At 69.6% G+C, this 13,679-nt stretch carries 11 protein-coding genes; 5 read left to right on the plus strand and 6 right to left on the minus strand.

Going from position 1 to position 13,679, the window contains the following annotated elements; translation table 11 throughout:
* Positions 1–88 precede the first annotated feature (88 nt).
* The 5 genes from IEZ21_RS34970 to IEZ21_RS34990 all read right to left on the minus strand — a co-directional run bounded on the left by IEZ21_RS34970 (position 89) and on the right by IEZ21_RS34990 (position 7,080).
* Positions 89–1,309, minus strand: coding sequence for an aromatic ring-hydroxylating oxygenase subunit alpha (locus tag IEZ21_RS34970; RefSeq protein ID WP_189325835.1), 1,221 nt, complete (start codon positions 1,307–1,309; stop codon positions 89–91).
* A gap of 11 nt (positions 1,310–1,320) precedes the next feature.
* Positions 1,321–2,475, minus strand: a complete 1,155-nt coding sequence (gene solA, locus IEZ21_RS34975; protein WP_189325836.1) for an N-methyl-L-tryptophan oxidase — start codon at positions 2,473–2,475, stop codon at positions 1,321–1,323.
* A gap of 45 nt (positions 2,476–2,520) precedes the next feature.
* Positions 2,521–4,953, minus strand: a complete 2,433-nt coding sequence (locus IEZ21_RS34980) for a GcvT family protein (protein WP_189325837.1) — start codon at positions 4,951–4,953, stop codon at positions 2,521–2,523.
* Positions 4,950–6,035, minus strand: a complete 1,086-nt coding sequence (locus IEZ21_RS34985; RefSeq protein WP_189325838.1) for an S-(hydroxymethyl)mycothiol dehydrogenase — start codon at positions 6,033–6,035, stop codon at positions 4,950–4,952. The genes IEZ21_RS34980 and IEZ21_RS34985 overlap by 4 nt, the downstream gene beginning before the upstream one ends.
* 235 nt (positions 6,036–6,270) lie before the next feature.
* A complete protein-coding gene (locus tag IEZ21_RS34990) occupies positions 6,271–7,080 on the minus strand; it encodes an IclR family transcriptional regulator (RefSeq protein WP_189325839.1) in 810 nt (269 codons plus the stop codon).
* A gap of 216 nt (positions 7,081–7,296) precedes the next feature.
* Here IEZ21_RS34990 and IEZ21_RS34995 point away from each other — a divergent pair, with 216 nt between their 5' ends.
* The gene (locus tag IEZ21_RS34995) at positions 7,297–7,617 is read left to right on the plus strand and encodes a bifunctional 3-phenylpropionate/cinnamic acid dioxygenase ferredoxin subunit (RefSeq protein WP_033321870.1); all 321 of its coding nucleotides are present in this window, start codon (positions 7,297–7,299) and stop codon (positions 7,615–7,617) included.
* Positions 7,614–8,804, plus strand: a complete 1,191-nt coding sequence (locus tag IEZ21_RS35000; protein WP_189325840.1) for an NAD(P)/FAD-dependent oxidoreductase — start codon at positions 7,614–7,616, stop codon at positions 8,802–8,804. Before IEZ21_RS34995 ends, IEZ21_RS35000 begins: the two co-directional genes overlap by 4 nt.
* 28 nt (positions 8,805–8,832) lie before the next feature.
* Here IEZ21_RS35000 and IEZ21_RS35005 read toward each other — a convergent pair whose 3' ends face one another.
* The gene (locus IEZ21_RS35005; RefSeq protein ID WP_189325841.1) at positions 8,833–9,360 is read right to left on the minus strand and encodes a hypothetical protein; all 528 of its coding nucleotides are present in this window, start codon (positions 9,358–9,360) and stop codon (positions 8,833–8,835) included.
* A gap of 430 nt (positions 9,361–9,790) precedes the next feature.
* Between IEZ21_RS35005 and IEZ21_RS35010 the strand changes: the two genes are divergently transcribed.
* From IEZ21_RS35010 to IEZ21_RS35020, 3 genes are read left to right on the plus strand one after another with little or no spacing between them, the layout of a single operon-like run.
* Complete coding sequence (locus IEZ21_RS35010; protein WP_189325842.1) at positions 9,791–12,835, plus strand: sensor histidine kinase; 3,045 nt, start codon at positions 9,791–9,793, stop codon at positions 12,833–12,835.
* Positions 12,832–13,272, plus strand: a complete 441-nt coding sequence (locus IEZ21_RS35015; RefSeq protein ID WP_033321872.1) for a roadblock/LC7 domain-containing protein — start codon at positions 12,832–12,834, stop codon at positions 13,270–13,272. Before IEZ21_RS35010 ends, IEZ21_RS35015 begins: the two co-directional genes overlap by 4 nt.
* Before the next feature lie 9 nt (positions 13,273–13,281).
* Positions 13,282–13,677, plus strand: a complete 396-nt coding sequence (locus IEZ21_RS35020; RefSeq protein WP_189325843.1) for a DUF742 domain-containing protein — start codon at positions 13,282–13,284, stop codon at positions 13,675–13,677.
* Positions 13,678–13,679 lie beyond the last annotated feature (2 nt).

Consider the following 13,679-nt stretch of genomic DNA (forward strand, 5'->3'; position numbering starts at 1 on the left):
GACGCCACCGTCTGGTTGCGACACGGGGTGGGGTCGTCTGCCCACGACTGTCGAAGTCATTCACGATCACGGCATGGTGTGATGTGGTTCACAACAACATGGGGGCTTCCGTGTTCTGTGCGTGCGCCGCGTTCCCTGAGTTTCCTGTGCTCCCCGGGCCGTCCTCGGGGCTGAGCTTCTGTGTCAGCCAGTGGTGGAACGCGCTGATGTGGTGCTCACTGGGCACCAGCACGCCGCCTGAGCGGTAGGCCCGCGAACTCATGGCAGGCTGAGTACGCTCGCAAGCGTCGAAGTCCTGAACGTTAACACGATGGAACAGTTCGACTGATTTGGATATATCTGCTCCGGAGTCGATGACATCGGGGGCGTACAGCCAGTCGCACTCCACGACCGTGCGGTCCTCTGCCATCGGGAACATCCGGTGCATGATCACGTGATCGGGCACCAGATTGATGAAGACCTGCGGCCGGACGGTGATCGCGTAGTAGCGGCGGTCCTGGTCGTCGGCGATGCCGTCGAGCCGCCCGAAGCCCTCGGTGCCGTCGACCGTGAAGCCCTCGACCCCCTCACCGAACTCGGCCCCGTGGCCGACGAAGTACTGGGCGGCGTAGCCGTCGGCGAACTCGGGGAGCACGTCGGTGAGTTCGGGATGGATCGTCGCGCAGTGGTAGCACTCCATGAAGTTCTCGACGATCAGCTTCCAGTTGGCCTTCACGTCGTAGGTGATGCGCTTGCCCAGCGCCAGGCCTTCGGTGCGGTAGCGCTCGATGGACGCGACATCGCCGAGGCGCTCGATCGTGGCCCCCATGACCGTTTCCTCGAAGGAGGGCGGCTCGTCCGCCAGGCAGACCCAGGCATAGCCGAGCCACTCCCTCAGGGCCACCTTGACCAGGCCGTACGTCGTGCGGTCGACGTCGGGCATCCGCGTCAGGTTGGGCGCGGCGACGAGCTTGCCGTCAAGGTCGTAGGTCCAGGCGTGATACGGGCACTGGAGGTTGCGCCGCACCTCGCCGGACTCCTCGGTGCACAGCCGGGCACCCCGGTGCCGGCAGATGTTGAGAAAGGCGCGCAGTTCCCCGGTGCGGGAGCGAGTGATGAGGACGCTCTCGCGGCCGATCTGGACGGTGCGGAAGGCTCCGGGCTTCTCCAGGTCCGCGGAGCGGACGGCGCAGAACCACATCGTCTCGAAGACGCGTTCCTGCTCCTGTCGGAAGGTCTCCCGGTCGGTGTAGTAGTGGCCCGGCAGGGTGGCCACCAGGCTCGGGGGGAGCTGGGCGGGGGTGGTGGGAGAACTCGGGGTCGTCGTCACGTGCGTACTCCTCAGGCGGGCGCGGCGGCGAGGCGGCGGGGGTCGAACAGGCCGATCGGATGGTGGGTCGTGCCCTTCAGTGCCAGATCGGCGAGGATCTCGCCGACGACCGGCACGAACTTGAAGCCGTGCCCGGAGAACCCACAGGCCACGGTCACGGACTCCGGATGCGCCGGATGGCGCGCGATGACGAAGTGTTCGTCGGGGGTGTTGGAGTACATGCAGGTGGCGGCCTTGAGGAAGGTGCCGGGCAGTTCGGGTATGCAGCGGGACATGTGGTCCGCCATCGCCTTTGTCTCGTGCTCGTGCACGGTCCGCTCGATGGTCTCCGGGGTGCACTCGACGCCCTTGCGGAAGAAGGCGACCTTGGCGCCCAGCTCCGGGCCGTCGATGGCCGGGAAGCCATAGACCTGGACCCCGGCCGCGTCCTCCCAGATGTAGATCGGATGCTTCTCGGGCACAAAGGGCTGGACACCCCCGGTCGGCTGGAACCAGTACATGACCTGCCGCTCGATGGTGAACGGCACCCCGACATCGGTGAGCAGCTGCGGCGCCCACGCCCCCGGGCAGATCACCAGCTGGCCCGCGGTGTAGGTGTCGTCGGCCGTATGGACACGCACGCCGTCCTTGTACGGCTCCCAGCGCGTCATCGGCTCCTCGAAGTGCAGCTCGGCGCCCTGCCGGGTGGCGAGCTGGAGATGAGCCGCGACCATGTTCTCGGGGCGGACCAGGCCGGCCTTGGGCTCGTAGAGCGCGATCTCGTCGTCGTCCGGGTTCAGGGTCGGGAAGCGGCGGCGGATCTCGGCCGCGTCCAGCATCTCGTGGGGCAGATCCCACTGTGTGGCGGAGCGCAGTGAGCCGGAGACGGTCAGCGAGTCGGGCGGGCCGATCATCACGCCTCCGCAGAGCGTCGCGATGTCCCGGCCGGTGGCCCGCTCCACCTCGTCGTACAGCTCGTAGGCGCGCAGCAGCAGCGGTACGTACGCCGGGTCCTCGAAGTAGGACTGCCGGGTGATCCGCGAACCGCCGTGACTGGAACCGCGGTTGTGGACCGGGCCGAACTTCTCCAGGCCGAGCACACGGGCACCGCGCGCGGACAGATGGTGGGCGGCGGCACTGCCCATTCCGCCGAGACCGATGACGATCACGTCATACGTGGGGGACACCGGGGCCTCCTTGGTCTTGTGGCCGGTCTTGTCTGTTGATCGTTCTCAGCGGCGGATTCGGTTCATCTTCGGGTCGAAGAGCGGCTCGTCCACGACGGTCGCCGGGACCTTCTCGCCGAAGTACTCGATGTGCACGCTCGCCCCGGTCGGGAGCACGGGCAGCCAGGCGTACGCGACGCACCGGCCCAGCGTGTAGCCGTACGAGGCGCTGGTGACATAGCCCGCCGGGGAGCCGTCGACGTACACGGGCTCCTTGCCGAGGACTACGGACACCGGGTCGTCGAGCAGGAGCGGGGTGAGCCTGCGCGTGGGTACGCCCAGCGACTCCAGGGCCGCCTTCCCGGTGAAGTCCCCCTTGTCCATACGGACCGCGAAGCCGACGCCGGCCTCGTACGGGGTGTGCTCGTCGGTCATGTCGACGCCCCAGGCGCGGTAACCCTTCTCCAGGCGAAGGGAGTTGAAGGCCGAGCGCCCGGCCGCGATCACGCCGAGCTCCTGGCCCGCCTCCCAGAGGGTGTCCCAGAGGCGGAGTCCCAGGTCGGCGGTGGTGTAGAGCTCCCAGCCCAGTTCGCCGACGTAGCTCAACCGCATGGCGGTGACCGGGACATGGCCGATGTACGTCTCCTTCGCGCGGAAGTAGCCGAAGCCCTCGTGCGAGAAGTCGTCGTGGGTCAGCGGCTGGACGAGGTCGCGGGCCAGCGGACCCCAGACGCCGACGCAGCATGTGCCGGAGGTGATGTCCCTGATGTGGACGCCGTCAGGTGCGCGCCGCGTCAACCAGTCCAGGTCGGCGGGGGAGTTGGCGCCCACCTGGAATCGGTCGGGGCCCAGACGGGCGACGGTGAGGTCGGAGCGTATGCCGCCCGTCTCGTCCAGGAGCAGGGTGTAGGTGACCGCGCCGGGCTTCTTGCGGAGGTTGTTGCTGGTCATGCCGTGCAGGAAGTCGAGGGCTCCGGGGCCGGTGACTTCGAGGCGGCGCAGGGGCGTCATGTCGTACAGGGCGACTTTCTCGCGCGTGGCCTTCGCCTCGGCCGCGGCGATCGGTGACCAGTAGCGGGCCGACCAGGGGTCGCGTTCGGGGAGATCGACGAGCGTGTCGGCGAGCGGGGCGTTCGCCTCGTACCAGTGCGGGCGTTCCCAGCCGCCGCCCTCCAGGAAGTAGGCGCCGAGGGCCTGTTGGCGGGCGTAGAAGGGGCTGACCCGCAGAGGCCGCGGCTGCTCCATCGGCTGGAGTGGGTGCAGGACGTCGTACACCTCGACGAACTGCTGCGAGCCACGGCCTTGCACGTACGAGGGTGAGCGCTGGACGTCCTCGAAGCGGGCGAGATCGCATTCGTGCAGGTCCAGGGACGGGCGGCCGTCGACCATCCACTCGGCCACCACCTTGGCGACGCCGGCGGAGTGCGTCACCCAGACGGCTTCGGCCAGCCAGAAGCCGCGCAGTGCACGCGATTCCCCGAGGACCGGCATGCCGTCCGGCGTGAAGGAGAAGACGCCGTTGAAACCCTCCTCGATCTCGGTCTCGCGCAGCGCCGGGATCAGCCGGCGGCAGTCGTCCCAGCTCGGGGCCCAGTCCTCCTCGGTGAAGGGGTACGAGGACGGCATCTCCATGTCGTTGGCGCGTGCCTCGTCGTAGGGGAGGACCGCGAACGGGTCGACGGGAAGCGGCTTGTGGGCGTAGCTGCCGATGCCCAGGCGGTCGGTGTGCTCGCGGAAGTAGAGGTCGCGGTCCTGGAAGCGGAGGATGGGCTTCGAGGCTTCTTCGGTGGCTTCGCCGAGTTCGGGCAGCGGCTTGGTCTTCGCGTACTGGTGGGCGAGGGGCTGGAGCGGTACGTCGACTCCGGCCATGCGGCCGATGACCGGGCCCCAGAAACCGGCGGCGGAGACCACGTGGTCGGCGGTGAAGGTGCCCTGGTCGGTGACGACCGACGTCACACGGCCGTCTTCCTGCTCGATGCCTGTGACCGTGTGGCGGTCCAGAAAGCGGGCGCCGCGGCTGATGGCCCGTTCCATCTGGGCGCGGGACGCGAGCAGGGCGCGGGCCAGTCCGTCCTCAGGGGTGTGGAAACCGCCGAGGACGATCGATTCATCGATAAGTGGCCAGAGTTCCTTGCAGCGGGCGGCGCTCACGATCTCGCCCCGGATGCCCCATGAGGCGGCGTAACCGGCCCTGCGGTGCAGGTCGGCCAGGCGCTCGGGGGTCGTCGCGAGTTCGAGACCGCCGACCGGGTTGAAGCAGGAAACGCCGTCCACCTCAAGGGAGTTGAACTTCTCGACCGTGTACTGGGCCAGCGCTGTGAGTGTCCTGGACGGGTTCGTCCGGAAGACCAGGCCCGGGGCGTGCGAGGTCGAGCCGCCGGGAGCGGGCAGTGGTCCCTGTTCGAGGACGGTGACGTCGGTCCAGCCGCGGGCGGTGAGCTCGTCGGCGAGGGAGCAGCCGACGATGCCGGCGCCCACGATGACCACGCGGGGGCTCACAGGACCACCACCGAGCGCAGCACCTCGCCGCGATGCATCTTCGCGAACGCCTCCTCGACCTGCTCCAGCGCGATGGTCTCGGAGACGAAGGCGTTCAGGTCCAGCATGCCGTAGAGGTACTGGTCGATGAGGAACGGGAAGTCGCGGCTCGGCAGACAGTCCCCGTACCAGGACGACTTGAGGGCGCCGCCGCGCGAGAACACGTCGATCAGCGGGAGGTCGATCCTCATCTCGGGGTCGGGGACACCGACCTGGACCAGGATGCCCGCGTGATCGCGCATGTAGAAGGCCTGTTTGTACGTCTCCGGGCGGCCGACCGCGTCGATGGCGATGTCGACGCCGAAGCCGTCGGTGAGCGCGCGGACGGCCTCGACGGGGTCCGTGCCGCGGGAGTTGACCGTGTGGGTGGCGCCGAACTTCTCCGCCTGGTCGAGCTTCCTGTCGTCGATGTCGACGGCGATGACCTTCATGGCCCCGTTCAGGCACGCGCCCGCGATCGCCGCGTTGCCGACACCGCCGCAGCCGATGACGGCGACCGTGTCACCGCGGCCGACGTTGCCGGTGTTCACGGCCGCTCCGTAGCCGGCCATCACACCGCAGCCGATCAGGCCCGCGGCCTCGGGGCGGGCCGCCGGGTCGATCTTGATCGCCTGCCCGGCCGCGACCAGAGTCTTCTCCGCGAAGGCGCCGATGCCGAGGGCGTTGCTGAGGGGGGTGCCGTCGATGAGTGTCATCGGCTGAGTGGCGTTGCGCGAGTCGAAGCAGTACCAGGGGCGGCCGCGGCGGCAGGAACGGCACGTGCCGCAGGGCGCCCGCCAGGCGAGCACCACATAGTCGCCGGGTGCGAGGTCTGTGACGCCGTCGCCGACGGCTTCGATCGTGCCGGCTGCCTCATGGCCGAGGAGGAAGGGGAAGTCGTCGTTGATCGCGCCCTCCCGGTAGTGCAGATCCGTGTGGCAGACCCCGCAGGCCTGTACGGAGACGAGCACCTCACCCGGGCCGGGATCGGGCACCACGATTGTCTGCACCTCGACGGGTGCGCCCTTTTTCACAGCGACTACGGCACGGACCTCGTGTGGCACGACCAGCTCCTCTGCTGTTGCGCAATGCACGATGGGTTGCGCTATGGGAGACATAGTGAGAACGCCATCATGGGGCCGTCAAGAGGTGTGGGTTAACCCTTGGCAAAAGGAATCGGCCGCCCCGAAACGCGGCTGACACACAAGAGCGCGGGGCCGGGTTTCCCCGGCCCCGCGCTGAGCTTGGCGTCCGACTGGTGGACGGCTCTTCCCCGGCTTGTGTCCGGGGCGCGCTCCGTCAGAAGCCGTATCCCATCCGGCGCGACAGATCGGCCGCGGCCTCCTCCGTGCGCTTGGCGAGTTCCGGCAGGTGGTCCGAGTCGAGCCGGTACACCGGCCCCGAGACGCTGAGCGCGCCGATCACCTTGCCGTCGTGCGCGCGCACCGGGGCGGCCGCCGCAGCCAGGCCCCGCTCGAGCTCCTCGAGGGCCATCGCGTACCCCTGGTCCACGATGGCCTCCAACTCGGCGCGCAGCGCGGCCGTTCCGGTGATGGTGCGCTCCGTGAAGCGCGGCAGCGTTCTGGCCAGCAGCCCTTCGCGCAGCGTCGGCGGCAGGTGGGCCAGCAGCACCTTGCCGCTGGAGGTGGCGTGCAGCGGCGTACGCCTGCCCAGCCAGTTCTGTGCGGTCACGGATGCGGCGCCGCGGGCCTGCATGATGTTGACGGCCGCGTCGTCGTCGTAGACCGCGATGTTGACGGTCTCGCCCAGCTCGTCCGCGAGTTCGCGGCAGACGGGCGCGCCCTCCTGGGAGATGTCCAGACGTACTGCCGCCGCCCCCGCCAGGCGGAGTACGCCGGCCCCCAGGTAGTACTTCCCCCGGTCCTTGGCCTGGGCCACAAGGCCGCGGTTCTCCAGCACTCCGAGGAGCCGGAAGGCCGTGGACTTGTGCACCTCCAGCTCATCGGCGATCTCGGTGACGCCCGCCTCGCCGATCCGGGCGAGGATCTCCAGCACGCTCACGGCGCGGTCCACCGACTGCACGGCGCTGCCCGCGCCCTTGGGCTGCTTCTCCGACGTCTCCTCAGCCTGCTTCTGAGTGCGGGTCATGGCTCAACTCTCACCACCTGGCGGCCCTGATTGGACCGCATCTGCGGGAAGCCCTTGACGTGGCGGGCATCCCGCGCGGATTCTGTTGCGCATAGCGATTCCTCGTGCGCTATGTGAAACATCATGTTACCGAAGAGTCTGTGACCGGCGTAGGTCCCGGACCAGACCGGACCTGACAGTCCCGGACTCAGACGTCCTGGACCGAGAGGGGGGCCCGTGATTCCCATCTGCCGCCTTGATGACCTCCCCGAGGGCGAGTCCGTCCGTATCGACACGACACCGCCCATCGCTGTGTTCAACGCCGATGGCGAGCTGTACGCCATCGATGACACCTGCACCCACCAGGACGCCTCCCTCTCCGAGGGCTGGCTGGAGGGCTGTCTGGTCGAATGCCCGCTCCACGCCGCCTCATTCGATCTCCGCACCGGCCAACCCACGTGCCTCCCCGCGCGCCGCGCCGTCCGTACCCACCACGTCACCGTCGACGACGGCGTCGTCTACGTCCACGTGGCGGCCCAGGAGGGCACGGCAGCATGAGGACCGTGACCGTCGTCGGTGCCTCGCTCTCCGGTCTGTACGCGGCCCGCGAGCTGCGTGCTCAGGGGTTCGACGGACGCCTGGTGGTCGTCGGGGGCGAATCGCATGGCCCCTACGACCGCCCGCCCCTCTCCAAGGACTTCCTCACCGGCCGGGCCGATGAGGACCAACTCGCCCTCACCGACGCCGAGGAGACCGCCGAACTCGACGCCGACTGGCTCCTCGGCGTACGCGCCCGAGCCCTCGACGCCCGCGGCCGTACCGTCCTCCTGGACGACGGCCGCACCATTTCCACCGACGGCGTGGTCATCGCCACCGGCGCCTCGGCCCGGGGACTGCCCGGCTGCGAACTCACCGGGGTGCACACCCTGCGCACCCTCGACGACGCCCGTGCCCTGCGCGCCGAACTGTCCGCCGGTCCCCGGCAGATCGTCGTCATCGGCGGCGGCTTCATCGGCGCCGAGACCGCCTCCTCGTGCGCCGCACTCGGCCACGACGTCACGGTCGTCGAAGCCGCGCCACTGCCGCTCGTGCCCCAACTCGGCCCGGACATGGCCGCGGTGTGCGCCGCACTGCACCGCCGCGGTGGTGTGGACCTGGTCACCGGCATCGGCGTCGCCGCCCTGCGCGGCACCGTGGCGGTCACCGGCGTGGAACTCGCCGACGGCCGTACGCTGCCAGCCGACATCGTGATCGTCGGCATCGGCGCCACTCCCACCACCGACTGGCTGGCGGGCTCGACACTTGCACTGCACGACGGCGTGCTGTGCGACGACGGCTGTGTAACGAGGCTGCCGCAGGTGGTCGCCGTCGGAGACGTGGCCCGCGTCGGCGGCACCCGCGCCGAACACTGGACCAGCGCCACCGAGCAGCCCCGCGTCGCCGTACGCAACCTCCTCGCCGGGCACACCACGGAGACTGTGCGTCCTGTGCCCTACTTCTGGTCCGACCAGTACGGTGCGCGGATCCAGTTCGCGGGACGGCGGCTCGCCACCGACACCGTCCGTATCGCGGAGGGCGCGATCGCCGACGGCGCGCCGGACGAGGGCGGCTTCCTCGCGCTGTACGAGCGCGATGGCCGCACAACGGCGGTGCTCTCCGTGGACCGCCCGCGCCCCTTCATGCGGGCCAGGCGCGAACTGGCGCGCGGGGCAAGCGCGGTGGAGGCGGCAGCCGCCACCCGGTGAGCTGGTCCTGAGATTCCGGACCAGCTCACTAGGAGTGCGACAACTGGCCCGCGCCGCCCCGACGGCGTATCCGCTCCTTGGCCCGCTCGGACGCCCGCTCCTGGCGCCGTGCCTTGCGCCGCTCACGTCGCAGGGCACGCGCCGTGCTGCTCGGCGTCGACACCACGCCGTTGCGCTGGATCCACACCTGTCGGGTCACCCACACGTCCAGCGCACCCCATGTGGCGACCACCGTGCTCGCCACGCTGCTCAGGACCATGGGGAACGCGAGCCAGGAACCGGCCAGCGTGCTCAGGAAGGCAACCATCGCCTGGACCAGCGTGACGGCGATGATGATGACGGCCCGCACCGCGGACGTACGCACCGGATCGGGCAGCCGTGGTCCGCGCGCGGGTTCCTCGACCCACAACGGCCGGTAGTACGCCCGCTCTTCCGCCTCTTGCTCCTCCTGCGCCGGAATGTCGCGATCCGACGCCTCCGCCTGGGTGTCCCGCTCCGCCACTGCCGTTGCCCCGGCGCTCAGCTGGGGCGCCTCGCGCCGCTCTGCCGTGCCCATCAACTTGTCACTCCCCACCGCCCAGCAGCCTCTCGCTCGGGTGTCACAAGACATCAACACCCCACGGCTGCCCGGCTTGCGCCGTTTTATGCCACCTGGGTGCGGCATGCGGCGCCTGAGCCGATTCCGTCCCCAACTCCCATACATACAGACGATCGACGTGCCCCGAAGATTCCCAACGAGTGAAAAATTTCAGCCAACTGGCCAAGTTCCCCGACAGGTTGGCGTCCGGCGTTCTGTGCCGGAATCGGGGAGGCAATCTCCCCCAATGAACGGACAACTGCGGATGTCTTGTTCCTGTCGCGTCGGTGAAGCGGACGGAGTCCGTCCGGACGGGCCTTCGAGTTCCCTGTGTGTCGGTAGTAGGCTCACGCCGTTTGTTGACGCACATGTGTACCCCCGTCCGGAGGGGGTCGAGCTGGGGGAGGCCATGCGCTTTCGCGGGAAGTCCATCCGCCGGAAGATCGTGGCGCTGCTCATCGTGCCGCTGGTGTCGCTGACCGCGATCTGGGGCTTCGCCACGGTACTCACCGGGCGCGAGGCAGGTGCGCTGTTCGACGCTTCGTCCGTCGTGGAGAAGGTCACCTATCCCACCGAGGACACCGTCCGCGTCCTGCAGCAGGAACGCCGCCAAGCCCTCGTCTATCTCGCCGACCCCCGCGCCTCCGACGGGCTCGCCGCACTCCGTCGCAGCCGGGCGGCCACCGACGACGCCATCGCCGAGATCCGCAGAAACGCCAAGAACTCCGACGTACGCGACGCGGTGGGCGAGGGCACCGGCGGTCGGCTGACAGCCATGCTGGATTCCTTGGACGGCATCGAGCCACTGCGCCGCAGCGTTGAAGAGGGCACACTCACCCGGGCCACGGCCCTGGAGCAGTACAACAACCTTGTCGAGCCTTGCTACGACGTGCTCTCAAACCTTCATGTGGTCGACGACGTGGAGATGGACAAGCAGCACCGGGCCCTCGTCAACATCGCCCTCGCGCGCGAACTGCTCTCCCGAGAAGACGCCCTGCTCGGCTCGGCGCTGGTCGTCGGCAGGCTCTCCTCCGACGAGATCCGCGACATCTCCGACCTCGTGGCCCAGCGCGACCTGATCTACGCCAGCAACCAGCCGCTGCTCCCCTCCGCGGAGCGCGAGCGCTACCAGCGCTTCTGGAGGAACGCCGCCACCGCTCCGCTACGGGTGGCCGAACAGGCAGCCATCTCCTCCGAGTCCGGCAAGCCCCGAGGCGTCACCGCGAAGAGCTGGGACACCGAGGCCGGCAACGTCCTCGACGAGCTGGGCACCCTCAACGACGAGGCGAGCGACCGCTACCAGGACCGCGTCCGCCCGATCGCCGTCGACGTCATCGTCAGGGCGGCCATCGCCGGCGTTCTCGGCCTGATCGCCCTGTTGGTCTCGCTCTTCCTGTCCGTGCGCATCGGCCGCGGCCTCATCCGCGACCTGCGCGGGTTGCGCCTGGAGGCCCACGAGGCGTCCGGGGTGCGGCTGCCCAGCGTGATGCGCCGGCTCTCCGCGGGCGAACAGGTCGACGTGGAGACCGAGGTGCCGCGTCTGGAGTACGACAAGAACGAGATCGGCGAGGTCGGCCAGGCCCTCAACACCCTCCAGCGTGCCGCGGTCGAGGCAGCCGTCAAGCAGGCCGAACTGCGTGACGGCGTCTCCGAGGTCTTTGTGAACCTCGCCCGCCGCAGCCAGGTCCTGCTGCACAAGCAGCTCACCCTGCTCGACACCATGGAGCGCAGGACCGAGGACACCGACGAACTCGCCGACCTCTTCCGCCTCGACCATCTGACCACCCGTATGCGCCGCCACGCCGAGGGCCTGGTGATCCTCTCCGGCGCGGCCCCCTCCCGGCAGTGGCGCAAGCCCATCCAGCTGATGGATGTCGTCCGCGCCGCCGTCGCCGAGGTCGAGGACTACGAACGTATCGAGGTACGCCGACTGCCGCGCATGGCCGTAACCGGTCCCGCGGTCGCCGACCTCACCCACCTCGTGGCCGAACTCCTGGAGAACGCCACGGTGTTCTCACCCCCGCACACCGCTGTCCAGGTGCTCGGCGAACGCGTCGCCAACGGCTTCACGCTGGAGATCCACGACCGCGGCCTGGGCATGGCCCCGGAAGCACTCCTCGACGCCAACCTGCGGCTCGCCGAGACCCCCGAGTTCGAGTTGTCGGACACCGACCGGCTCGGCCTGTTCGTGGTCAGTCGTCTCGCCCAGCGGCAGAACGTACGCGTCTCCCTGCAGCCGTCCCCGTACGGCGGGACCACCGCGGTGGTGTTCATCCCCGACGCGTTGCTCACGGACGACGTGCCCGACACCAACGGCGTGGGCTTCCGGCTCGACCGGGCGCTCGCGCCGAAGCAGGGTGACGAGAACCGCAAGGCGGCGCTCTCCCAGGTACCGGTCCAGCTCCCGGGCCTGCCGGCTTCCATCCTGGACGGGCCGGTCGAACTGGAGGCTCCCGTGGACCTGGGTGCCCTGAACGACTTCCCGGGTGCCCTCGACGACGAGGACAGCGAGCGCGGCGGCATCTTCCGCCACCGCCGCTCCATCGCGGGGGGCCCGGTGGAGCAGCACCAGCAGGCACGTGAGGCCCCGGGCGAGCCGGCTCGCCCGGGCGACGGCGATCACCCCGGCGAACCCGCGCAGCTCCCGCGCCGCAGGGCCCCGAAACTTGTCAGCTCCCATGGCCGCCCCGTCACCCAGACGAAGCCGCGGCGCGTGGAGCCGACGGAACGCGCGAACGCCGAGGAGTCGACGGAAGCAGTGGAATCGGCTGAGGGGGCGGCCGAACGACGGGGTGCCCTGGAGGAACTGCCGAAGCGCACCCGAGCCGCCAAAGCCAAACGGCTGCCGTCGCGTCGGGCACCGGCGGATCCGCTTCCCACCGGCCGGGGCGAGCCCGGTGCCGCGCCCGACGCGGGCACCGAGCCGGCGGACGGTAGGGCCGGACTTGGCCGGACACCGGACCGTGGTGCCGAGCCCGGCAAGATCCTGGATCGTGACACCGAGCCCACGGGCAGCACGCGGTCGGCCGACCGCGGCCCTGAACCCGGAGGCCGCAGTCTCGAGCCCGGTGAGGCACCCACCCGCGGACTCGAACGCACCGAAGCCTCGGCCCGAGGCGGTGAGCCCAGCGAGGCCCCGCCCCTCCCCAGGCGCGCGTCGGGCAGCAGTCGCACCGGCGCCCCGCCCGCAGGCGGCGGCACCGGCCCGCTGCCCCGACGCGTACGGCAAGCCAATCTGGCCCCGCAGTTGAAGGACGGACCAGACCGGCGCGCCGAGCGCGACGCGGGCCGCCCGGGGAAAGGCGCGGAGTCCACCGAGCGCGACGCCGACCAGGTACGCAGCCGTATGGCCTCGCTCCAGCGCGGCTGGCAGCGCGGCCGAGAGGAGAACGCCACGGGCGACGGGGCCCAGGACGGCACAGCACAAGGAACGACTAAGGGGGACGGTCGATGACCGCACCGAAGGACGCCGGCCACATCAGGACCAACAAGGTGTCCGGTGAACTCAACTGGCTCCTCGACGACCTGGTGGACCGCGTCGCCAGTATCCGCAAGGCACTCGTGCTCTCCAGCGACGGTCTGCCCACCGGGGTCTCCGAGGACCTGACCAGGGAGGACAGCGAGCACCTCGCCGCCGTCGCCTCCGGATTCCACAGCCTCGCCAAGGGCGTCGGCCGCCACTTCGAGGCGGGCAGTGTCCGGCAGACGATCGTCGAGCTCGACGACGCGTTCCTGTTCGTCACGGCCGCGGGTGACGGCAGCTGTCTCGCCGTCCTCTCGGACGCCGACTCGGATGTCGGGCAGGTCGCGTACGAGATGACGTTGCTGGTCAAGAGGGTCGGCGCACATCTGGCACAGGCTCCGCGCACCGATCTGCCCGCAGGCGGGTAGTGGGATGGCATGAGCGCAGACGGTCAGGGGATGTCCCACTGGTTCGACGACGAGGCCGGACCGGTGGTCCGTCCGTATGCCATGACACGCGGCCGTACCACCAGCCCGGCCCAGCACCGCCTCGACCTGATCGCAGTGGTCGTGACGGAACCGCATGCCGACGACCCGGGGGCGGACCAGACGCTCTCCCCGGAGCACGAGGACATCGTCGACCTCTGTCGCGACGCGCCGCAGTCGGTCGCCGAACTCGCCGCCGAACTCGACCTCCCCATTGGAGTGGTACGTGTCCTCATAGGAGATCTCGTGGCTGACGAAATGGTCCATGTGACGCGTCCGGTACCCCCCGCCGAGCTGCCGGACGAGAGTATTCTGCGCGACGTGATCAATGGGCTCCGGGCGCTCTGAGC

The sequence above is a fragment of the Streptomyces flaveus genome (assembly GCF_014647675.1).
Taxonomy (GTDB): Bacteria; Actinomycetota; Actinomycetes; order Streptomycetales; family Streptomycetaceae; genus Streptomyces; species Streptomyces flaveus.